Origin of the sequence: Nocardia noduli (assembly GCF_019038455.1) — a bacterium.
GTDB classification, from domain to species: Bacteria; Actinomycetota; Actinomycetes; order Mycobacteriales; family Mycobacteriaceae; genus Nocardia; species Nocardia noduli.
Genome location: NZ_JAFMPL010000001.1, coordinates 1 through 20,543, shown reverse-complemented (window position 1 = coordinate 20,543; position 20,543 = coordinate 1). Strand labels below are relative to the sequence as shown.

General features: G+C 65.1%; 24 protein-coding genes and 2 pseudogenes. 11 read left to right on the top strand and 15 right to left on the bottom strand.

Annotated elements, in window-relative coordinates:
• Nucleotides 1–788 precede the first annotated feature (788 nt).
• Nucleotides 789–1,931: an alanine racemase gene (locus JZ792_RS00120; protein ID WP_216905425.1), complete on the bottom strand. Its 1,143-nt coding sequence runs from the start codon at nucleotides 1,929–1,931 to the stop codon at nucleotides 789–791.
• Complete coding sequence (locus JZ792_RS00115; RefSeq protein WP_216905423.1) at nucleotides 1,928–2,377, bottom strand: tautomerase family protein; 450 nt, start codon at nucleotides 2,375–2,377, stop codon at nucleotides 1,928–1,930. Before JZ792_RS00115 ends, JZ792_RS00120 begins: the two co-directional genes overlap by 4 nt.
• A 101-nt stretch (nucleotides 2,378–2,478) precedes the next feature.
• On the opposite strand from JZ792_RS00115, the gene JZ792_RS00110 reads away from it, so the two are divergent.
• A complete protein-coding gene (locus JZ792_RS00110) occupies nucleotides 2,479–3,447 on the top strand; it encodes a GlxA family transcriptional regulator (RefSeq protein WP_216905421.1) in 969 nt (322 codons plus the stop codon).
• On the opposite strand, the gene JZ792_RS42845 is transcribed toward JZ792_RS00110, so the two are convergent.
• From JZ792_RS42845 to JZ792_RS00095, 3 genes are all read right to left on the bottom strand, one after another.
• A complete protein-coding gene (locus tag JZ792_RS42845) occupies nucleotides 3,444–4,259 on the bottom strand; it encodes an AfsR/SARP family transcriptional regulator (protein WP_216905419.1) in 816 nt (271 codons plus the stop codon). The genes JZ792_RS00110 and JZ792_RS42845 overlap by 4 nt on opposite strands.
• A 393-nt stretch (nucleotides 4,260–4,652) precedes the next feature.
• Complete coding sequence (locus JZ792_RS00100) at nucleotides 4,653–5,885, bottom strand: hypothetical protein (RefSeq protein ID WP_216905417.1); 1,233 nt, start codon at nucleotides 5,883–5,885, stop codon at nucleotides 4,653–4,655.
• Between the two features lie 79 nt (nucleotides 5,886–5,964).
• Nucleotides 5,965–6,309 (bottom strand): NAD(P)-binding protein, encoded by a 345-nt coding sequence (locus JZ792_RS00095; RefSeq protein WP_216906067.1) that lies wholly within the window; start codon nucleotides 6,307–6,309, stop codon nucleotides 5,965–5,967.
• A 99-nt stretch (nucleotides 6,310–6,408) separates the two neighbouring features.
• Here JZ792_RS00095 and JZ792_RS00090 point away from each other — a divergent pair, with 99 nt between their 5' ends.
• Entirely contained in the window at nucleotides 6,409–7,335 is a 927-nt protein-coding gene (locus JZ792_RS00090) for an oxygenase MpaB family protein (RefSeq protein WP_216905415.1), read from the top strand.
• Nucleotides 7,332–7,988: a TetR/AcrR family transcriptional regulator gene (locus JZ792_RS00085; RefSeq protein WP_216905413.1), complete on the top strand. Its 657-nt coding sequence runs from the start codon at nucleotides 7,332–7,334 to the stop codon at nucleotides 7,986–7,988. The genes JZ792_RS00090 and JZ792_RS00085 overlap by 4 nt, the downstream gene beginning before the upstream one ends.
• 143 nt (nucleotides 7,989–8,131) lie before the next feature.
• On the opposite strand, the gene JZ792_RS00080 is transcribed toward JZ792_RS00085, so the two are convergent.
• Both JZ792_RS00080 and JZ792_RS00075 read right to left on the bottom strand, forming a co-directional pair.
• Entirely contained in the window at nucleotides 8,132–8,494 is a 363-nt protein-coding gene (locus tag JZ792_RS00080) for an enoyl-CoA hydratase/isomerase family protein (RefSeq protein WP_216905412.1), read from the bottom strand.
• 114 nt (nucleotides 8,495–8,608) lie between these two features.
• Nucleotides 8,609–9,211 carry a TetR/AcrR family transcriptional regulator gene (locus JZ792_RS00075; protein WP_216905411.1) on the bottom strand — a complete coding sequence of 201 codons (603 nt, stop codon included), beginning with the start codon at nucleotides 9,209–9,211 and terminating at the stop codon, nucleotides 8,609–8,611.
• A 64-nt stretch (nucleotides 9,212–9,275) separates the two neighbouring features.
• Between JZ792_RS00075 and JZ792_RS00070 the strand changes: the two genes are divergently transcribed.
• Complete coding sequence (locus tag JZ792_RS00070; RefSeq protein ID WP_216905410.1) at nucleotides 9,276–10,190, top strand: alpha/beta fold hydrolase; 915 nt, start codon at nucleotides 9,276–9,278, stop codon at nucleotides 10,188–10,190.
• 9 nt (nucleotides 10,191–10,199) lie between these two features.
• On the opposite strand, the pseudogene JZ792_RS43475 reads toward JZ792_RS00070, so the two are convergent.
• Nucleotides 10,200–10,478 (bottom strand): annotated as a pseudogene (locus JZ792_RS43475) (TOTE conflict system archaeo-eukaryotic primase domain-containing protein); the annotation flags it as partial.
• A 557-nt stretch (nucleotides 10,479–11,035) separates the two neighbouring features.
• Between JZ792_RS43475 and JZ792_RS42840 the strand changes: the two are divergent.
• The gene (locus JZ792_RS42840) at nucleotides 11,036–11,443 is read left to right on the top strand and encodes a DapH/DapD/GlmU-related protein (RefSeq protein ID WP_216906065.1); all 408 of its coding nucleotides are present in this window, start codon (nucleotides 11,036–11,038) and stop codon (nucleotides 11,441–11,443) included.
• On the opposite strand, the gene JZ792_RS00060 is transcribed toward JZ792_RS42840, so the two are convergent.
• A complete protein-coding gene (locus JZ792_RS00060) occupies nucleotides 11,339–11,746 on the bottom strand; it encodes a roadblock/LC7 domain-containing protein (RefSeq protein ID WP_216905409.1) in 408 nt (135 codons plus the stop codon). The two genes, JZ792_RS42840 and JZ792_RS00060, sit on opposite strands and share 105 nt — an antisense overlap.
• A gap of 806 nt (nucleotides 11,747–12,552) precedes the next feature.
• Between JZ792_RS00060 and JZ792_RS00055 the strand changes: the two genes are divergently transcribed.
• Entirely contained in the window at nucleotides 12,553–12,756 is a 204-nt protein-coding gene (locus JZ792_RS00055) for a cold-shock protein (RefSeq protein ID WP_216905408.1), read from the top strand.
• A gap of 289 nt (nucleotides 12,757–13,045) precedes the next feature.
• Here JZ792_RS00055 and JZ792_RS00050 read toward each other — a convergent pair whose 3' ends face one another.
• Nucleotides 13,046–13,882: a thioesterase family protein gene (locus JZ792_RS00050; RefSeq protein ID WP_216905407.1), complete on the bottom strand. Its 837-nt coding sequence runs from the start codon at nucleotides 13,880–13,882 to the stop codon at nucleotides 13,046–13,048.
• Between the two features lie 366 nt (nucleotides 13,883–14,248).
• Between JZ792_RS00050 and JZ792_RS43165 the strand changes: the two genes are divergently transcribed.
• Nucleotides 14,249–14,542, top strand: coding sequence for a CinA family protein (locus tag JZ792_RS43165; RefSeq protein WP_216905406.1), 294 nt, complete (start codon nucleotides 14,249–14,251; stop codon nucleotides 14,540–14,542).
• On the opposite strand, the gene JZ792_RS00040 is transcribed toward JZ792_RS43165, so the two are convergent.
• The gene (locus JZ792_RS00040) at nucleotides 14,484–15,578 is read right to left on the bottom strand and encodes an asparaginase (RefSeq protein WP_216905405.1); all 1,095 of its coding nucleotides are present in this window, start codon (nucleotides 15,576–15,578) and stop codon (nucleotides 14,484–14,486) included. The two genes, JZ792_RS43165 and JZ792_RS00040, sit on opposite strands and share 59 nt — an antisense overlap.
• 312 nt (nucleotides 15,579–15,890) lie before the next feature.
• Complete coding sequence (locus tag JZ792_RS00035) at nucleotides 15,891–16,070, bottom strand: hypothetical protein (RefSeq protein WP_216905403.1); 180 nt, start codon at nucleotides 16,068–16,070, stop codon at nucleotides 15,891–15,893.
• Between JZ792_RS00035 and JZ792_RS00030 the strand changes: the two genes are divergently transcribed.
• A complete protein-coding gene (locus JZ792_RS00030) occupies nucleotides 16,071–16,340 on the top strand; it encodes a hypothetical protein (RefSeq protein WP_216905401.1) in 270 nt (89 codons plus the stop codon).
• Nucleotides 16,341–16,644: 304 nt separating this feature from the next.
• Here JZ792_RS00030 and JZ792_RS41650 read toward each other — a convergent pair.
• Nucleotides 16,645–16,842, bottom strand: a pseudogene (locus JZ792_RS41650) (hypothetical protein); the annotation flags it as partial.
• Between the two features lie 270 nt (nucleotides 16,843–17,112).
• Nucleotides 17,113–17,841 carry an SDR family NAD(P)-dependent oxidoreductase gene (locus JZ792_RS00025; protein WP_256461317.1) on the bottom strand — a complete coding sequence of 243 codons (729 nt, stop codon included), beginning with the start codon at nucleotides 17,839–17,841 and terminating at the stop codon, nucleotides 17,113–17,115.
• Between the two features lie 202 nt (nucleotides 17,842–18,043).
• Between JZ792_RS00025 and JZ792_RS00020 the strand changes: the two genes are divergently transcribed.
• Both JZ792_RS00020 and JZ792_RS43160 read left to right on the top strand, forming a co-directional pair.
• Nucleotides 18,044–18,391: a winged helix-turn-helix transcriptional regulator gene (locus JZ792_RS00020; protein ID WP_308165107.1), complete on the top strand. Its 348-nt coding sequence runs from the start codon at nucleotides 18,044–18,046 to the stop codon at nucleotides 18,389–18,391.
• Between the two features lie 9 nt (nucleotides 18,392–18,400).
• Nucleotides 18,401–18,856, top strand: coding sequence for a 3'-5' exonuclease (locus JZ792_RS43160; protein ID WP_216906062.1), 456 nt, complete (start codon nucleotides 18,401–18,403; stop codon nucleotides 18,854–18,856).
• Between the two features lie 150 nt (nucleotides 18,857–19,006).
• On the opposite strand, the gene JZ792_RS00010 is transcribed toward JZ792_RS43160, so the two are convergent.
• Nucleotides 19,007–19,222, bottom strand: coding sequence for a hypothetical protein (locus JZ792_RS00010; RefSeq protein WP_216905395.1), 216 nt, complete (start codon nucleotides 19,220–19,222; stop codon nucleotides 19,007–19,009).
• A 641-nt stretch (nucleotides 19,223–19,863) separates the two neighbouring features.
• Between JZ792_RS00010 and JZ792_RS00005 the strand changes: the two genes are divergently transcribed.
• A complete protein-coding gene (locus JZ792_RS00005; protein WP_216905393.1) occupies nucleotides 19,864–20,301 on the top strand; it encodes a hypothetical protein in 438 nt (145 codons plus the stop codon).
• The last annotated feature ends 242 nt before the right edge of the window (nucleotides 20,302–20,543 follow it).

Genomic DNA, 20,543 nt, shown 5'->3' with positions numbered 1-20,543 from the left:
CATCAGCCTCGACATGTAGGAATTGCGACCTCTGCCGTGGTCACGAGGAGTTTTCCTTTTCGGCAGCCGAGTCCAGATCGCGATCGGGCACCACCCCCATCACCACATCCGGAGGTTTTTCTCCGGTTCAGGGATCGTATCCCGCAACTGCTGACCTCCGCAAACCGAACAAGTCGAATTCGCGAGGAGTTGACATAGCGATGTCGGCCGGCACGACACAGCCCCGGATTCAATGCCGAAATCTACTGCCCGAGAGGGTGAAAGCCACCTTGCCTGGCTGGACGCACGCCGACCGTGCTCACACCGCATTACTGCTGTACTCGGCGACCGACCGCGGGCAAACGCGATCCCAGCAACGCCGGATCCAGAGATGCACGCGGGGTGTCTGCGAGGTATGGCGCGAACACTTATCGAAATGTCCAGGTGTTGATTCCACATCGATGCAAGTCCGAGGTGACGCCCGGGTCAGGGACCCGACTGGTCTCCTATCGCCCCGGTCCTGGAACCAGCCCTGCCCTCGCCGTGATCGCAGCCCTGGAAGCGGCCGAACCCTGGCCCGCGCACAACGTTGCGCCGCCCCTTTCGCCGCGATCATCACCTGCTCCGACACCCTCCCGGCCTGGAAACGCTCGAGTCCGGAACTTTAGCCTTTCACGGCGTCCGAGAGCTCTGGAGCGTCGCAATGGATGCGGGGTAGCCTTCGGGTTCACCGCCGCTGGTGTCGTGCCCGTGGCGACTCCGCCATTGTCGCTGAACCGGAACCGACGCAGCGCCATTCGCAGCCTCTGCTACCGGCTTGCTCGTGCGGCGTCGATCGGGATGATCGCCACGACCGTGTCGCCGTGGACGACGTGGTAGTGGTCGTATCGGTCGACGGTGGGGTCGCAGTGCGGTGTCAGGAGTTCGATCCGATCGCCCAAGCGCACCTCGGTGCCGAGTGGCCGAGTGATCGCGCCGTGCTCGTCGCCGAAGAAGGCGTAGGTCGAATCGGTGAAGGGGGCTGTGACCGGTCGTGGGGCGGGGCCGTCGGTGGCGAATGCCTTCAGTCCGGCGTCGATGGTGAGGATCGGTTCGGCGTTCGCGCTCACCACTTGGCTCGACACCCACAGACCGGTGGCGAACGCGCCGTCGGCGTCCTCGCCCAACGCGTCGATGTACTGGGCATCCATGAATACGTAGGACCCGGGCTGCAATTCGTTGAGCACACCGAGTTCGAGGTCGGCTTGCACGGTGCCTGTTCCGCCGCCGGTGACCAGTTCGACACGGTGGCCGTTGTCCCGCATCCCATCGACCACCGAGGCCAGTCGAGTCATGCCCGCGCGCACCGCGTCGCGACGGGCAGCGTAGCCGACGATGTGCTGCCAGTGACCACCGTAGCCCTGCACTCCGGCCAGCGTGAGCGACGGAAACCGCGCGATATGAGCGGCCAATGCGAGCGCCTCGGACGAGCTCGCGACACCGGTACGCATGAGCCCGACATCGACATCGATCACCACCGCCATTCGCATATCGCGGCGGGCGGCTTCCAGAGCGAGTGCGGTGACGGGTTCTGGATGGTCGACGACACAGCGAAAGTCCGGATCCACGCGCGCGATTTCGCACAACCGAGTCGGTGCGGTGACATCGGCCAGCGGAGAGGTGAGCAGTATCCCCCGTACTCCAGCCGCTGAAAGTGCCTCCACTTCACCGAGTTTCGCACAACACACCCCCACGGCTCCCCGGGCGATCTGCTTGCCTGCGATCCAGGCGCTCTTGTGGGTCTTGGCGTGGGGTCGCAGTGCGACACGTCCACGGGCGCGTGCGGCCATCGCGGCGATGTTGGCGTCCAGTTTCGCCTCGTCCACGATCAGTGCCGGGGTCGGCAACCGGTAGCGCGATCCGGGCTCACCGACCATGGCCCGGGCCAGGGCCGCCGCAGGGCGCGTGGTCATCGGATCGAAACCAGGTGTTCGAATCCGGCCAGCGAAGCGACCTCCGGCAGGCGGCGGATCGCGCCGTTCTGCGCCCACTGGCCTTCGGGGATCTCGTGGATGACACAGGAGGTGACCACCAGCCGAGTGTCGTCGCCGGCTCTGGCCGCGACCGCCGCGTCCTGTAGGTCTTGGGCGAACCGTGCCTTGCGCGCACCGTCGAGAACACCGGTGCTGACCTGCCAGTCGATGAACACACCGGCGACGGCGGCGTCGGCCGGCTGTCCCGCGGAGAAGAAGCTGTTCGGGGAGAGTTCCTCGAACAGCACCAGGGCACGCATACGGCGGGAGGGCTCGTCGGGCACCGATTCGGCACGGCACGCCGCCTCGGTCAGCGCCGCGGCCAAGCGCGCCTTCTGTGTGTCGTCGAATGCGCCGGAGGTCAACACCACTCGCATCAGGGGCATGTCGTGCCTTTCATGGATCTGAATCGTTGTCACCAACCCTCCCCTCACGCCACACGGATAGCCAGTGGCGGGAATGACACTTTTATTGCAGAATTCGCCATATGATCGGGATCGATGTACTCGTCCTGGAAGGCGCCAGCGCGAGCGCGGTGGGCACGACGGTGGATGTCGTGTCGGCCGCGAACCGGATCATCGGCACCCAAACCTTCGACCTGCGTTTCGTCTCTCCGGAGTCTCGCGTGACGCTGCGGGGTGGTCTGTCCGCGACGACGCACCCGTTCGAGCGCGCCGAGCCCCGCGAGATCGTCATCGTGCCCGGCCTCGGGGCTGCCGACGCCGCGGAGATCTCCGAGCGCCTCGCCGCCACCGACACAGCTCTCGCCGGTCACTGGCTCGAACACGCCCACACTCGCGGCGCCGATATCGCCGCCTCCTGCACTGCCGTGTTCGTGCTCGCGGCTACGGGCTTGCTCGACCGACGTCGCTGCGTCACGACGTGGTGGCTGGGGGCAGAACTGGCGAAAATGGCGCCCGATGCCCACGTCGTCATCGAGGAGATGGTGGTGCGCGACGGACCGATATGGACCGCGGGCAGCGCGTTCGCTCACATCGACCTCATGCTGGCGCTGATGCGCCACCTCGCAGGCGTGGCACTGACCGACGAACTGGCCAACCGACTCGTCGTCGACCAACGCACTTCGCAGGCGGGATTTCTCATTCCGTCACACATTGCGGCGAGCGACGAGTCCGTCGCGGCGCTCGAATCCTTCGTACGGTCCCGACTGGATCAGCCCCATACCCTGGATTCGCTGGCCCGTTGGTGCAACACCAGCACTCGGACATTGGCGCGGCGCACGGCCAACGCGGTCGGCCTCAGTCCGATGCAGTTCGTGCAGAGAATTCGCCTCAATCAGGCGCTTCACCTGCTGCGCACCACCCAGTTGGCGCTCGGGGAGATCACCACCGCTGTCGGATTGAGCGATCCCGCGACACTACACCGACTCGTCAAACGACACACCGGCCGACCGCCCGGAGCGCTACGCCCGGGAGTTTCGACCGCCGCGCGCTAACAGCGACACCGTGCGGCGGCGGGAAGCAACAGGTCGGGGTCCTGTCGCAGAATGCGTTGTTCGAGGTTGCGCAGTGAGGGGCCGGGCTCGATACCGACGTGCTCGCGAAGAGTTGTTCGTATGCGGCGCAGCGAGGACAGCGCTTCGGCTTGTCGACCACTTCGGTACAGCGCCAAAGCCAGTAGCTCCCATCGACGTTCCCGATAGGGCGTGTGGACGACGGCTTCGGTCAGTGCGGCGATGGCACGGACGGTGTCGGGTGCTGTGCGCGCGGGGTCGGTGACGGCCAAGCGCGCAGCCTGCAGTTCTTCGATGGCCACATCGTGGAGTTCGGTGAGACCGGATCGTATGCCGGTCAGTTCCGGCATCGGGCCGAGGTCTTCCCATGGTTCGCCGCGCCACAGAGCGACCGCCGCCTCGAGGTCGGTGACCGCTTCCACGGGACGACCGCGCGCGAGGTGATGAAGGGCGCCGGTGACCAATGTGGGCAACTGGTGGCGATCGGTCGAGGCCTCCGGGATGGCCAGCGCGTAACCACCGCGACCACGGTGCAGGTAGCGTGATCCGGCTTCGGAGCCCAGGGCGGCTCGCAGTCGCCAGATGATCGCGCGGAGTCCTTGAACCACGTTGCCTGGTCTGCGGTCCTCCCATATCTGCTCGATCAGGTCCTCGTCGGTGACTGCCGCGCCGTCGGCGGCGGAGAGAGCGGCTAATGCCCTGCGTGATCGAAGTCCGCCCAGATCAGCCGAAACCCCCTCGATGGCGACATCGATGGGACCGAGGACGCGGCAGAACAGGATCGGCGAATCCACCCGGTCAACTCCCCTGTCGCGAGATCGGTGATGTTGCGCTGCGACAGCGGCGGTCGAGTCGCGGCCCGATCCGGGTCTTCACACTTCGTGCGAGTTCTTCGCTGGAGGCCGGGATGGCATGTCGGGGATGCGCCTCCGGTCGCCGCGGGCACGCGCGACCCGTTCCACGCGTGCTGTCCCCGGATGGCGCAGCCAGCACTCCTCGGCTTCCGGACGCGGATCGCACGCACGCCGAGTGCAACCGGTTCCTGCCGCCCTCTCGGTTTCGATCCGCACCCGCGAAACACAGACCGCAGCAACGGCATAACGAACCACGCTGCTGTAACGAGAGAACGGAGAAGAGGCGGTCGATGTCGGGCGGGACAGCGATACAGCGCAGGTCCAGCAGCGGCGTCAGCATGTCGTCGGCCATGTGTTGGCTTGCTGGGCAGCGCCGCGACCGGCCGTCACCAGAGGCACGGCCGCGCCGGTCACTGTGTTCTCCAGCCCGATCAGTGCTCTGGCCGCGGCCGCTCCCGCCGAGGGGGCGGTGGCGCTGTCGAGTTCGGCGCCGGTCAAAGGGTTTTCGACGGAGTCGAAAAGTTTCGAGATCCCATCGAGTCCGTAGGCGGCGAGGGCTTTGTCGAGTGAGTAGATGCCGACGTCGCCGGTGGTGAGTGCCGCGGCCAGTCGAGTGTCGGTGATCAGTTCCTCCAGGCTGTCCTTGTAGGGGCCTTCTCCAGCTTCCCCCAGGCTGAACGTCGCGGTATTGCCGTACCAGCGACGCATATCGCCTATGTAGGCGGAGTGGATCGAGGGTCCCGGGTCGCTGCCGATGAGTGTGGCGTAGACCGAACGCATTGCCATGAAAGCCACCTCGCGAAATGTGCCGGGTCGCGGCAAGGGCATATCCAATCCGTCCGACAGCGCGGTGTCGCCGTCGGCGAGGTCGTCGAGCAGGAACGAGTAGGCAGCCGCGATGGTCGGGTATCCGTGGTCTTCCAACCACGCGACCACCCGTTCGTAGCCGTGCATCGCTTCGCATTGGCGGGCCGGGTCGATATTGGCGGCGAGCATTCGCGCGGCCGTAATAGGTTGTCGGAGAATATTACCGGAGACGGCGGTGTCGACCAAGGGTGCTTCCAGGTCGAGCAGTACCCGCTCGGGCCGGAATTCGATGTTCCGCGCCCACACGTCGAAATCGCGGACCATCTGTTCATGTAGGGCGAGGTTGTCCTCGGTCGCCCAATAGCCGTCGGCGTAGGGGACGGTCAGCCACGCGACGACGCCGACGTGATTGCGCGCGGCGGTCTCCAGGAAGGCGGGCAGTTCGTCGAACCGTGGCTTACCTTCCGGGACAGGCCCGAAATCGCGTTGCCATCGCATATTGACCGAGATCCATGCACCCTGTTGTCCGAGCAGTCGCCATAGCTCGGGGGTGTAGGCACTCAGATCACGTGGCACAGTCCAGTACGTGTCCGGATCAGGTGCTCGACCGGTGGTGAATCCGTGCAGGGTCGAAACCTCCTCTGCCGCAGCGAAGACCAGCCGCGAATGCGGTTGAGCGATAACCGGATCGGCGGTCGCTATCGGAGCAGTATTGGAAAACAGCAGCACCATCGCCGCCGTCACGACCTTCTTCCACATAGCCACCACGATATCTCAGGTACTGATGAAGTACCAATAGTACCAACCATCCCAATAGCCGTCGGCCTCGCCGGGCGGCTCATCGCAGATGTCCGGTATTCACCAGGAAGCGATAGTCGTCGAGATCGAAACGGGCACTGCGGATGGCCGCGCTCACCGACGTCGAGGGCCGCAAGGGCACGTCGCCGTGGCGGTCGAAGTAGTAGCTGTTGGCGTGGGGGCAGCTGACACGCGACCAGTCCGCGCGCTGATCGAAAGAGAACTGGTAGCTGAACGACGGGATATCCACACCCACAACGGGATAGGTGTTCCAATGCCACGCACCGCCGATTCCATCTCCGGCCTCCAGGATCACGTAGTCCTCGATCCCGATCCTGGCGAGTTCGATCGCGGCGCCGATCCCGGAGAATCCACCACCGATAATCGCGGCCTCGTGAAAAGGTCACCGAGCATTCGAAGCGTTCACTCTTCGCGTGGTACTTTTAGTACACGATCAGTACCATCAATCTCACACGGAGCCGTCGTGAACATTCTCAAACGCAGCATCCTCACCACCATGGAGACCATCGGCGGCCGTCACGACGACCCGGCGATCTACGGCGGACCCGCCGGCGATCCAGGGCTCTGCGGTCCCGACAGCGTGTCGTGGAAGATCAACAGTGACCTGGCCTCGATCGTGCACGCAGGAACGAGCGCGATCGTCTTGGAACTGCTGCACCCCTCGGTCATGGCCGGTGTCCAGCAGCTGTCCACCTACCGCCAGGACCCCTACCGACGTGCCCGCACGACCCTGGGCTATGTACTGACCACCACCTTCGGCAACACCGACGCCGCCACCGGACTCATCGAGCAGGTCAAGCGCATCCACGGCCACATCAACGGCGTACGCCCCGACGGCACCCCCTTCGAGGCCCTGGACCCACGATTGCTCACCTGGGTCCACACCGCCATCCCCTGGATGATCCTGCGCAGCTACGAGCGTTATTGCGCACCGCTTACCCCCGCGGAGAAAGACCGATACCTCAAGGAACAAGCCGTCATCGGACGTCTGGCAGGCGGCAGCGACGTGCCCGAGTCGATGACCGAACTACGCGAATTCGTCGACTCCATGCGCCCTCACCTCGCCGTCACCGAACAGACCCTGGAGTTCTTCGAATTCCTGATGACCTCACCGCTGCTGCCGGTGCGCGCACCGGCCCCGCTCGATCGCGCTCTGCACGCCTACTTCGTGCACGCCGGAATGAGCCTGGCACCCTCCTGGGCCCGACGTATGAGCGGCTTCCACCATCCGCGGGCGGTACACACGCTGGCCTTCGACCCCTACCTACGAGCCAATCCACCCCTGACCCGCTGGGTGGTGGGCGAACCGCCCTTCTCTCGCCAAGCCCGAGCCCGTGTCGGCACCAGCGCGTCACCGGCCGCCGGCGCGTCGGCGATAATCGGCCGATGACCTCCGAGCCGACCGCGCTGTCGAACTTGCTCAATCGCGGTGCCACGAACACCTCGACGGCATCGGAAACAACCGTCGAACGCATTCTCGACGCGGCAGTCGCCGAAGCCGCCGCCGTCGGCCTGGACCGGGTACGGATGGAAGACGTCGTGCGTCGCAGCAACCTCGGACGCACCACCGTCTACCGCCGCTTTCCCAGTCGCGACGACCTGGTGCGGGCGCTGGTCGCCCGCGAGACCCAGCGCTTCCTCGACGCCGTCGCCGCAGGCATGCACGGCGTCGAACGCCCCAGCGACCGCGTCGTCGAGGCGTTCCTCGCCGCGGTCGCGTTCGCCCGCAGCCACCCGATGCTGCGGCGCATCGCCGAGACCTCACCCGGCAGCGTCCTCGAACTGGCGAACAACCCTGACAGCGAATTCCTCGGCACCGGAACAGCATTCATCGCCCGGCACCTGCACGGCGAGCGACCGGGAAGACCCTCCCGGGAAGCACGCTGGGTCGCCGACGTCTTCGCACGCCTGTTCCTCACCTATCTCGCCCTGCCCCCGAGCGACCCCGACGTCCGCAACGAGACCGAACTACGCACCTTCGCCCGAGCCGTACTGATCCCTATGGCCGAACGTGTCGCACCGATCAAACCCCCCAGCACCTGACCGCCTCGCACTCCCACCCGCACCGAGACGTTCCCACCAGAAGACGAGCCCAGCTGGCAAATCACCGACGGCGTCGATGCCTGCCAGCCGATCCTGCCAGCGCACATCGACATCGGCTCCTGCGCGGTGCGTCGGGCAGCTGATCAGCCGGGCGGTGTCCAGGCGCGCAATGCGCCGCTGGTGGCCACGAGTTCGGTGAATTGCTCACGTTCGAATCGCAGCGCCTCCGGGTCGGTGCGCCGTCCCCGCCGGAGCGTGCGCACGGCGGCGAACAGCGCGGGCGATTCGACCCGGGTGAAGCGCCGCGACCAGGCCAGCGCGGCCTCGCGGAAACCGTTGACGGGCAACACCTCCGCGAGCAAGCCCAGCGCGCAGGCTCGGTCGGCGTCGAGGGTGCGGGCGGTCGGGATCAGCTCGGCGGCCCACTGGGATGGGTCCGAGACGTTCTGCTGGACTGGTTCGGCTGACAGTCGATGCCGCCGAGACCGCCCGGCCGTTGCGGGCACACCTCGGTGAGCACGACCACCACGCTGTAGAGGAAACTGCCCGGTGCGCGCCGGTTCCTTGCTACCTTCGCCGCCAGTCGGCCAGCAACCTGGCCAAACCCGCCGTCCGCACTACTACTCCCGGATTCCCAGCACGGCCTGTACCGCCTCGATGAACAGCGAATCAGGGACAGCCTCGGGGTCGATGAGCCGTTGCAGAGCAAATCCGTCGGCGAGTGCGGTCAGGATCGGTCCGACCTTCTCCTCGGACACACCGAGTTCGACACCGGTCGCACTTCTCAGACCGGCGACCAGCGATCCGATGGTCGCCCGCATTGCCGCGTGCCGCTGCGCGAACTCGCCCCGAAGGTCGCTGTCACGTACCGCGACCGACCAGAACTCCATGAACAGCATTGTCTGAGCGGGGTTTTCGTCCTGCAACTGCCCCCATCGACGCCCCGCCGCCTCGATCATCTCCGCAACCGTGCCAGCCTGCGACGTCGCGTCCAGATAACCCATCCCCCACTCGGTCAACGCCGTGTCGAACAACGCCAGAAACAGATCGTGTTTCCCGGAGAAATGGACATACAGCGCTCCGGTCGAATAACCGGCCGATCGGGCGATCTCGGCAACCGAAGCCTCACGATAACCACGGCGAGCGAACACTTCCGCCGCCGCGTCGAGCAACTGCTTCCTGGTGTCGCTGCGGCGCTCGGCCTGCGTTCGTCGCCGTTCCACGACAACGAACAGTACACCCCACCAACGATCAACATAATGAACACTCACTATGTAGAGTTGGTGGATGGTCACATCGCACGAATCCCCTCCCCCGAATATCGAAGAGACGCTGCTCGCCCGCCGCCACGACATCGTCGTCGACAATCGCCGTGTCGCGTACACCCACACCGGTGCCGGTGAGAGGGTGTGCGTCCTGATCCACGGTATGGGTGGGTGTGCCGCGCACTGGGCCCTGACCGTTCCCGCGCTCGCGCCGAATCGCCGCGTGTTCGCGCTCGATCTGCCAGGTTTCGGCGACTCGGAGATGCCCACCGAACCCGGCGTCGAACCCGTGGTACGGATAGTGGAAGCGATCCGGGCCATGACCGGCGTGGACCGACTCGACCTGATCGGACACTCGATGGGGACCCTGCTCGCCTGCGAGGTCGCGGCCCGACGGCCCGAGATCGTGCGGCGGATGGTCCTCGCGAGTGGGCCGATCACCTCGGTCGTGTCATTGTTCCATTCGCCGATCGCGACGTTGCGACGAGACCCGGCGCTGGCGAACTTCCTCGTCGAAGCCGCCACCGCGGGCATCCCCCTGCCCCGGCGACTACAAGACGCGATCGTCGACGTGGCGTGGGTGCGACGATTGGCGATGTCGCCCTACGTCCCCCACCCCGACCACCTACCGGACTCGACCGTGCGCCACTTCCTTTCCGGCGCAGGTGGTCCCGGGACCTTCTCCACCCTTCGGCAAGGATTGGGCTACGACTTCACCCCCGCCCTGGCGGGCGTGAAGTGTCCGATCCTGCTCATCGGCGGCCAGCAGGACAAGATAGCTCCCGAAGCCGACCTACGAGCGTTCGCCGCCGCCACGACCAGCGTGCAAAATGTGGAAATCATCGCCGAAACCGGCCACCTGCCGATGCTCGAACAACCCGAGATATTCAACAAGTCGGTCGAGAAATTCCTGAACGCGACCGATCGACCAACATAGCTGCCTCGCGTCGAAATCGGCTGCAATCCACCAGCACGTATCCTCATCCGAGAGCGGGTACAAACCGATATGGTGCGCACCACGTAGATGCCGGTCCACGACGTCGCCGGTCAACGGGAGATACGACGCCTCCGACGTCGCCATTCCCTTACGCCATCGACCTCGAATCGCCGGAGACCACCCAGACCGTCCATCACGACTATCCTCCCAGCGCAGCGCATACGTATCCGAACGGCACGCGAACAAATCGAGATAGAACCGGACCTTGTCCTGAGGACTCGATCCCATGTCCACCGGTGCCACCGCGGCAGCGGTCTGATCACCGGCCGGCGCACATGACTGTTCCTCGGTGAGCCGCAACAGGTTCCGCAACCGGGCATTCTCCGCCCGCAACAACTCGAGCTCACCAGCGAAGCCGTCCACAGGCAACCAGTGTGCACCCGCCGGACCACCAACACCGAATCGAGCTGCACTGCGAAACAGAAGCGTGGCGAGCCGAACCACCACCCGCAGAACGCTGTACGAGCACGTACCATATCGGCCCAGCGTCACACGGTTCCAGTCCACGCCTGTGCAAGCTGGGCGATTTCGGCAACCAGATGACAGAGACTCGCCCGACCTGAACTCGTGCGTCAACTCGCGGAAGCAACCGGTCACAACAATGTCGTCGGCGCGGATCTGGTCGCGAACGATCTGGGAGATCTGGTGCAGGCTCCACGCTGCGAATCAGCACCCCACGGAGACGACGCCGTATAATTTCTCCTCGAGGCCATCGGGTCGATAGCCGTGTGAGTTCCGCTGCTGCTCAGTATTTTTCGGATTGTTCCCTGAACTCGGATGCGATCATGATGGACCGCGTCCCGGTGGTCATCGGCAACGATGTGTTCATCGGCCCCCGGGCTCAGCTGCTGACGGCACCGCACCCGCTGGACGATCACGAGCTGCGACGACAGCACTGGGAGGCCGCAGCCCCGGTCACCATAGGCGACAACGTGTGGCTGGGCGGGAGTGTCATCGTCTGTCCCGACGTCATGATCGGCGCGAATATTGTCGTAGGCGCCGGTAGCGTACTCACCAGTGATCTCCCGGCCGGGGTCTTCGCCGCGGACGAGTCGCTGGGACCGTCGTCGCGGACCTCTACTGCCGTATCAACAGAACTGTCGCATAGCGCGGAGTTGGTGACGAATCAGCGGAACTGTAGCGACCATTTCCCTGGCGACCAAGCCGAGTTCGGCGTCATCGGTTGCCAATAATCCCAAGTGGGCGTTCTCCTCAACCGCTGCAATGACAAGGTAGCCCTCGACCAACTCGACGAGAGTGTGCCGTGGCCCGCCTTTGTCAAGCATGACGCCGACCGCTAGAGCCAGGCTTTGTATCGCCGAGCCGGCAGCGGCAAAGAATTCAGTGTTCACGTTGTCGAGATTTCGAGAACAGGCCAATGGCATGCCGTCAGCAGAAAAGACTACAGCGTGTTCACCGTGCGGAACCCTTCGGAGCATGCCGTCGAGTATCCAGTCCAGCGTGTTTACGTCCTGGACTGTGGATTCGCTGAGCATGGTTCAAGACCGTCCCATAATCGGTGTCGGGCGGCACAACCCCGCGTGGTAGTTGACGGGCCCATGGACTCGCGGTCTACATAGGTAGACCACCAGGCCATCCACGAGCTGGATGGAGGCTTGGTCCATGATCAACGGGTTGTGGCCGCAAATTCCACAGTTCACTAAACTTCTGGAGAAGTTCCCGGGTCCGACGCAATTCCTTGTGACGCACCCATCCGCACCACTATTTCCCTCATCCCAGTAATCGATCGGAAACTGGCGACAGGGCTGACGACGACGGATTCTTCGGTAGCGGGCTCGGATGTCAGCAATGTTCGCCGGTCGCCGTCAAGATGGTGAGTTGATCGCAGCAGATGGCCGAGTGGTCATAAATGGTCGACGGCACAGTAGCCGATGACTTCAGCAGCTCCCAGCTTGCGCACGTAGTCCTCGTCCTCCGGTAAGGCGGTTGCAATGACATGCGCTCCGCAGCCAGCACCGCCAAAGGGCCGGAAACGTGTTCTGGGCTCGGTTGCGCAGGCGTGTTCGGATGCTGGCAGTCATCGGCGCGCCGGTATTGTGGCGTCGAATTCGTGTCGCGCGGCTTCGATCTCGTCGTGGCTGTCGTCGCAGCCCGCGAGACATCGCTGGTGCCCGCTGGCACCGGTTCGCGAACGGGACGGTGCTCTATCTGAACCACAATTCCGCCGAACGCGAGCCGCTCCACGATCGGAAGCGTGGAACCTATTCGTGATCGGCGGCGTTGACCTTGAAGACCAGGGCATTCTCCGTATCAGGGCTCTGGCTGGAACAGAAAGTATGAGATGGCTCAAGGCAGCGTGAAATGGTTCAACAGCGAGAAGGGCTTCGGCTTCATCGCCCAAGACGGCGGAGGTCCCGACGTCTTCGTGCACTACTCGTCCGTCAGCGGCTCCGGATTCAAGTCCCTCGACGAGGGACAGCGCGTGGAGTTCGAGATCGGCCAGGGCCAGAAGGGTCCGCAGGCCCAGGACGTACGCGTTCTCTGATCGTCACAGGCTTCGACGGCCCCGCCCCTCACCGGTGCGGGGCCGTCGCCGTTGCGCCACCACCGAGAAAACCCAGCACGTCGGCCCAAACTTCGCCGATGTTGTCGACACGACGTCGATTGCAGATGTTGCGCAGGTACTCCTCTCGGGATGCCGTCGGCCGCGTCCAGTTCCACGTGGCCGCCGATGAGACGGTGTTCGGCCGACGCAGCTCGGTCTCGATCAGCCGCGCGACCTCGGTGTCCCGGTATCGACGGTGCCCACCCCGGAGACGTCGCCGTCGGCCTGGTCATGGTGTCGGGAAGGAGAAGAACGCAAGTTGGGTGGCGTGGGCCGCGAGGGTGCCGGTCGCGGGATCCCAGAGTTCGTTCTCGAGGCTGATGTAGCCGTCACGGGATCGATGGGCGCGGGCGCGAGACAGAATCCATTCGCCGCGAGCGGGTTCCAGCAGCCGTACCGTCATTTCCGCGGTGGGGGCAAGCCATCGCCCGGCCTCGCTGCCCAGGCGTTCGCCGATGGCACCGGCCATCGTATCGGCGAGGACGAGCAGCGCTACGGGATCGAGGACGCCGTGCTCGTCGCGTGGCGGTTGCCGGAACCGGTACCAGTAGGTCTGTTCGGACGACCATCGCGGCTCGGGATCCCGAGGAGAGTGCCCGTGAGCCAGCCGCGCGTCCAACTGTCGCCACATAGGTGGTAATTCGATTCCTTCGGCGAGGGCCATCTCATCGACCGACCGGCAGTGCTCGACAGGCGCACGACGGGGAATCTCGACATCGGCGAAGTCGAATCCGGGCCGGTCCGCACCGAAGGCGGCGGTCGCGACCAGCCCCACGCCGGTCGCGGTGGTGAGCGTGGCGCTGGCCTGGCTCACCGTGCGCCCCCGGCGCAGTACGGTCACGTCCACGGTGACCGATCCCGGCGGCACCGGACTGACGAACAAGGTGTGGACCGACCGCAGCGGCTGATCGAACAGTTGCTGCATCGCTCGCGCGGCGAGCGCGGCGGTGATGCCGCCGTTCGGGTACACCGGCGCCCTCCAGTCCTCGCTCAGCGTCGCCGTGAACCGACCTGGTACGACCGGATCGGCCAGAACAGCGGTCTCATGACCGAACGAGGACGACATCGCTGCGCTCCGAATCCCTCTGCGGGGTGACCACACCACCGGGCCTCGACCCCGCGGCCACAGCAGAGCCTACCGCCTGCGAGCCGAAACACGTTCCAGCCCAACCCCTCACGCCTGGCCGCAGCGCGGCGGACCGATCCAGGATCCCCCGCCGCATGGTCCGATCACGGTCGGTGCTCAAGCAGGCCACGACCAGCCACACAGCAGAACCGATGACCCGCCATCTGCCCTCGATGCTCGCCAGGAGCCGTGCCGGAGGCCGTGGACCGGTTCAGCGGTGGCGTGGTGGCCTACATACGCCATGTCAAACACAAGGCGCTCGACGTGCCGGACGGTTCCGCCGTCTGCTAGAGCGCCGCCGACGCGATGGCCGTCGGCGTGCGGTCACTGCTGGACGCCGACCTCGCGGTGGCCGTCACCGGTGCGGTCGGACCCGATCCGCAGATGGATCACGCGCCCGGATCTGTGTGGTTCTGCGTTACCGCCGAGACAACGCGATCGGCCACTCACTGCCGATTCGACGGCCCACCCGAAGAGGTAATCGACCGCACCGCCGAATACGCCCTGCGGCATTTGCTCGGCGCCTCACCCGCGGGCCGCCTCAGAACTGTTGGTTGCCGTATTCACCGAACCAGGCCACGATCTGATCGTGGTCGGTAGTCCTGGCCAGTGCCAGCAGGAGTAGCAGGCGCGCTTTCTTGGGAGCGAGGTCGCCGCCGCTGACCACGCCCATCTTCGGGTCGACGGTGATCGCGCCGGAGCCGTAGGCGTTGGTGGCGACCAAGGCGACACCCTTGGCCGCCATCGCGGCGGTCGCCTGGTCCGGCGAGGGCGTGCCCGCGAAGACCATGCCCTTGGCGCCCGCGGCGACGGCGGCGGTGATGGGCTCGGCCGGGGCGCCGAGGTAGCTGTGGACGATGTCGACGCGCGGGAGGGTGCCGTTGTTGATCGTGGTCAGGTCGAACGGCGTTGTCCACCGGGCGGGATCGTCACAGTATCGGACGCGAGCGGGCGCGCGTTGCAGGCGGATACCGGCCTGGTCGATGGTGCCGAGATCGCCGTATTCGCGGGTGGTGAACGTGTTCACGCGGGTCGAGTCGGTTTTCGTGGCGTCGCGGGCGGGCAGGATCTGGTCGTTGAGGGTGATGACAGTGCCGAAACAGGTGGTCCGGTTGCTCGCTGCCAGGCGAATCGCGTTGTACAAGTTGACCGGTCCGTCGCTTCCGATCGCGGTCCATGGTCGCATCGCACCGGTCACCACGACCGGTTTCGTGCTGCGCACGGTGAGGTCGAGGAAATAGCTCAGCTCTTCCATAGTGGCCGAACCTGTGCTGACCACGACGGAGTCATGGTCTTCGAGGCGGCGTTCGACCAGCCGCGCCAGATCGTAGATGTCGGCGACGGTGTAGTCGCCGGACCCCTTCTGCCCGAAGTCCTCGGTCGACAACGCCGCGAGTTCACCGACTTCAGGACGCAAGGAGTCGACGAGCTCAACGATCGGGCGAGTACCAGGCCGATAGGTTTCCAGATCGGTGCGCCGGTCGGAGGTACCGGCGATGGTGCCACCGAGACCGATCACCGCCACCCGCCGCATGGTCTCCACCGGTGCGGAACCCGCTGAACCGACCACGATTCCGGCACCGGTGACTGTTCCGGCGAGAGCGATCGTCGCGACGATTCTCAGGACTGTAGGCATGCGACTCAGGCTAGGAACGGTCCATCCACGAGCACATCACTCCCCAGCGGTACCTCGATCCGATACCGAGGTACCCCTTGCGCGACACAGATCGTCTCGATGATGCCGCCGTCGCGGGGCGTCCTTGTTGCATTGCAACGATCGACCATCGGTTTCCAACGAAGCTTCCGACCTACGCGGTAGCTGTGTCTTCGAACCGGCCGTAGAAGCTGAGTTCATCACCGACACATCGCAGTTCGAGTGCGGTGGTGGCGTTGAGTCCAAGGCACAATGGCGAGGTGAAGCTCCAAGACAGAGCTCAGCGGCATCGACTTAGACGCCGAACTTCTCTATATCGCTGCCCTTCTCCACGACCTCGGCCTTGTCGAGGAGTTCGACAACCACAGCCTCTCGTTCGAGGTTGCCGGGGGCCACCTGGCGTGGGTCTTCGGCGCCGCTGTCGGCTGGCCCGTCCAACGACGAGTACGAGTATCCGAGGTGGTCGTCCGTCATATGGCGGACGGGGTCGAGGCAACCGTCGACCCCGAAGGCCATCTCCTGGGATACGGCACCGCGGTGGACATCGCGGGCCAAGCCTACGAAACGTTCCCCACCGAATTCCGTCTCGGCGTCCTGGAACGCCACCCCCGCATCGGCATAGCCGACGAATTCCTCACCTGCTTCCAGGCCCAGGCTGGTCGTAAACCCCACGGCGGCCCTGCCGAGGCCCTACGCAACGGAGTCGCCGCCCTCATCACCGCCAACCCACTCGATCGAGCCTGACTGCGGACCGCCTTGCGATCAATCGGTGGCCTGTCTATGCCGGACAACACTGTGGTGAGCCGGCGACGAGCATTGGCCAGCCCGGGACTCCTTGTTGGAGGAAGTCGGGCAGTCGAAAGGCCGGATCAGGAAGCCCTCGTGTTCGGCGGCAGCCCCACCAGTCGACCAGCGGCATTTCCGTCTCATGCGGTAACGGCACGACGAACTCACTGACCTGGACCACCCTGCCTGCCTGCCGATATCGCCCGCGGTCCTGGCCGAAGGCGACGACCAGGCACTGTTCGCTGTCGTGGAACACCGTCCGTCACCTTCGTCTCACCCAAAAAAACCGGCACCGACTCGACACCGGCCACCTCAACATGGAGTCCATGCCGAGTTTGTCCAGGATCATGCGGACGACCCGACCCGGACTGCGTCCGTCGGTGCGCACGCGGACGGTCGCCACCTCGCGGTAGAGCGGGTGGCGTTCACGCATCAGCTTGCGGTACTTGGCGCCGAGGTCCAGCTATCGCTGGCCCCCTGGTCTGGCGAGCAGGCATGTTGGGTGGTTCGGCGTGCGGTTCCTCGTATCGACGTGGCCGCCGGGTCCGCAGGCCGTCGTCGTCGGCCGGTTGTCGTAGCTCGACAGCCAGAAGATCATGGCCACGGTCACCGCGACCGGTATCGCGATGACTGCGCCCAGGCCGACACGTACGAAATTGTTCCTTGGACTGCCGGAATAGATTCGATTGGCGGTGTGCGTGTCGAACGGCGGGACCGGCCGGTTGGATGGTCATTTCACTACAGACGATGTCGATCGTCTGTGGTTACTGGTCCATTCGGTGACGAGTCGGCGGAAGGTGTCGAGGTCGCCGATGACTTCTTCGGCCTGGTCGCGTCGGTGGTGTGATTGGTAGTAGCGGGCGCCGATGTGGTCGGGGTCGGCTATGGGATCACCGGGGATGACGCCGGAGGCGATGGTCACGGTGGCCACATGTATTCCGCGGGAGCGTAGTTCGGCATGCAGGGTGTGTGCCCAGTTACGCAGACCTGCCATGGCCAGGCCCACGTTGGCCAAGAACGGTGCCGGGACCGTGGAGGACACTCCTGTTGTCAGCAGCAGCGTCCCCTGCCCTCGGGTCAGCATGCCCGGTAGCACGGTGTGTACTGCGGTGATCGCGCCCAGGACGTGGAGTTCGAACTGGGCTGCTGCGGACTCGGTGGTGGTGCCGGTGGCGCCGGTGATCGGTCCGGTCGGGCTGGGGCTGTACTCGAGTACCTCGACCGGCCCCAGCTGGTCCTCGACCGTGGTGAGCGCGGCGGTCAACGTGTCCGGGTCGCGGATATCGGCGGGGAACGCGGCGGCGGTGATGCCTTGATCGACCAACTGACCGACCATGCGGTCGAGTGTGTCGCGGTTTCTAGCGATCAGCCCTACCCGGAAGCCGTTGCGGCCGAACGCGCGAGCTACGCCCATCCCCAGTCCTGGGCCGGCTCCGACAATGGCGAGAGTCTTTGTCAACGCACGTCCTTCTCCGCCGGAATCGCCCGGCCTGGATGGTTACTCTCTGTTGGTGACAACATGATTTGTGACCGAGGCGGGGCGGCGCAAGACGGCACATTCGTGTCGGTGACGCACACGGAGGTAACCGTTGACCAGCCCGAACGCGGCGCCGTCCACCCCTTCGACCTCCGAAGCGGGTGGTGGCCAGTCACAGGAGACGATATGCCGAGAGGTATTGCAGATCCTGTCGTTGATCGGTGACAAGTGGAGCATCCTGGTCATCGGCTGCTTGCGTGATCAGACCCTGCGCTTCGGTGAGCTGCATCGTGCGGTCACCGGCATTTCCCAACGCATGCTCACCCTGACCCTGCGCCAACTCGAACGCGACGGCCTGCTCACCCGCACCGTTCACCCGACCGTCCCACCACGGGTGGACTACGCCCTCACCCCGCTGGGCACCACGCTGCTCGACGCCACGACAGCATTGGCCGAATGGGCGGACACGCACCGAGAACACATCATCGACAACCGGCGTAGCTACGACGCGGCTAAACCGCCACGCAACTGAAACCGACACCTGTCCAAGGACTTTGGTGCGGCTATTGTCTGCGCTGACACCGAGACCACCTACCGTTACGGCGCGGTCTGCGAGATCGCGGTCATCGACGCCTGCACCGGGACGACCCTGCTCGACACCCCGGTCAACCCCGGCATCCCGATCACCCCCGACGCGCAGGCGGTACACGGCATCAGCGATGACGACGTCGCCGCCGAGGGCGTGCCGGACTGGAAGACCATTTATCCGAAAGTGTTTCGGGTGACCAAAGATCGAATCGTATTGGCTTACAAGGCCGACTACGACCAGACGGTCATCGTCGGCGACTGCGCCGACGCCAACCACTGGGCCGACGTCATGATCCCCAGAGCCAACCACGCCCGCTCACCGCGGTGGCTACCCAACGGCGGCGGACATCGCTCGCTCGGTGACGCCCAAGAAACCCCGCGTCACCTGCAACGGATGACCGCACCCTGAACCGGGCGCAAGTCTGGCCACCACACCGCCGGACATGTCCTGCCCACTCAGGGACAGGACACGGTCCACTGCGGTCAGCGTCCTAGATACAGGCGCGCCAGATCACCCAGCGTCTGCAGCACCCGCAACATGGTCACCGCCCGCACCGATTTAGCCTACGAGAACCGTGAACGAGAGGTAGTTGCTGCGGGCGGCCATCTCGGCGGGGGTGAGGTTGTGGGCGCGGCGTACCGCGCGCACGACCGCGCCGTGGTCTCCGCGGTCCAGGGCATCACGCACCGTGTGGGTGTCCCCGATCGCGCGGTCGTCCATCGTCGCGTTTCCTTGCTCGGACCGGACTTCGACGATATCGAGCAGAACACGCACTGCGTCAGCGGATTTGCAGATCCTGCAACAGATTCTCCTGTGCCGCAAAGCCTGTGGTCGATGAGAACCGGTTCGTCGCCTCCGTCCCCGCCGCGGCGCAGGAGCGACGCCATGACCATCCACACCACTACGGGATCACCGACGCCACACACCCTGATGGCCGGCTCGGAGATGACCGTGACCGAACTCGACCGTGCCGGTCTGCTGCACGCCGAACCCGATACGCGGATCAGCAGGTTCGCGGTGCTCGTGCCCGCCGACCACCTCGGCACGCTTCGCCCGATCGTGGTGGGCCGGGGCGCTCGCGGTCGTGCACGGCGGCGTGACGCTCGCCGACGGTGCCCGGGTCGAGGAGCACACGGTGATCGGCAAGCCCGAGTACGTCGACGGCTGTTGATGTGCGTGAATGCCCGGTGCACGAGCGGGCCACGGCATGCCGCAGTATCCGAGAAGCGGACGACCGGTCTTGACCGTGCTCGCGGTCGGTCATCTCGCGATGCGATCTCCGACGCGATTGGGGTAGGCCGCTACTTCAGCCGGTTACAGCGGCCGGGCCAAGACTGGTTGCAGGGCCGGTTTCGGTCCACATAGTCCGCAGTAGCAGGGCTCCGATCCTGTGCTGTTGTGAACGGAGGTATGTGATGCGACACAACACTATTGGGGCTACAGTGCTCGCGCTGGCAGCAGCGACGGCGGTCGCGGTGTGGCCGGGCTCGGCCTCGGCGACGGCGTTGGATCCGGAGCCTGTCGGTGGCCGTGAGCGGGTGAAGGTCACCGTCACCTCCACCGAGGTCGAACCACTGGGGTGCTGGGTATCGGTGGATGGTGGCGATACCCGAAAGATCGATGTCCCGGTCGGAGGCAAGCAGAGCGTGCTGCTCTCGCAGGTCGCGCCGGGAACTCGCATGGTCCGCACGATCTGCTATACCCAGCCCCCGGTCCCGAACCCGCAAATCCTGGTGCTGGACTCGACCCGCCCGGTCCAGGTCGAACTGGCCAACGTGGTCCTGGACGGACTCGACGGACTCTTGGTGGGTACGGGTAGCAGTTCGATGGCAACCGACCCTGCCTTGCGCTGAGCGTCGCTGTCCGGGGCGGCAAGACGGCAGGTTCCCGGCCTCACCAGCGAAGGGTCTGGCCGGGTCCTTGCGAATCAGTCGGTTCCCGTGCGGAAGCCGGGTGTGCGCTAGCCCCTTTACAGATCAGTTCAGAATGAGTCGGTGTGTCGGTTTGATCTGTGGTGCACCATATTCGACACTTCTGGGGTGGTTGATGAGGTGGTGACCGATGCGTTGTGGGAGCGGTTGGAGCCGTTGATTCC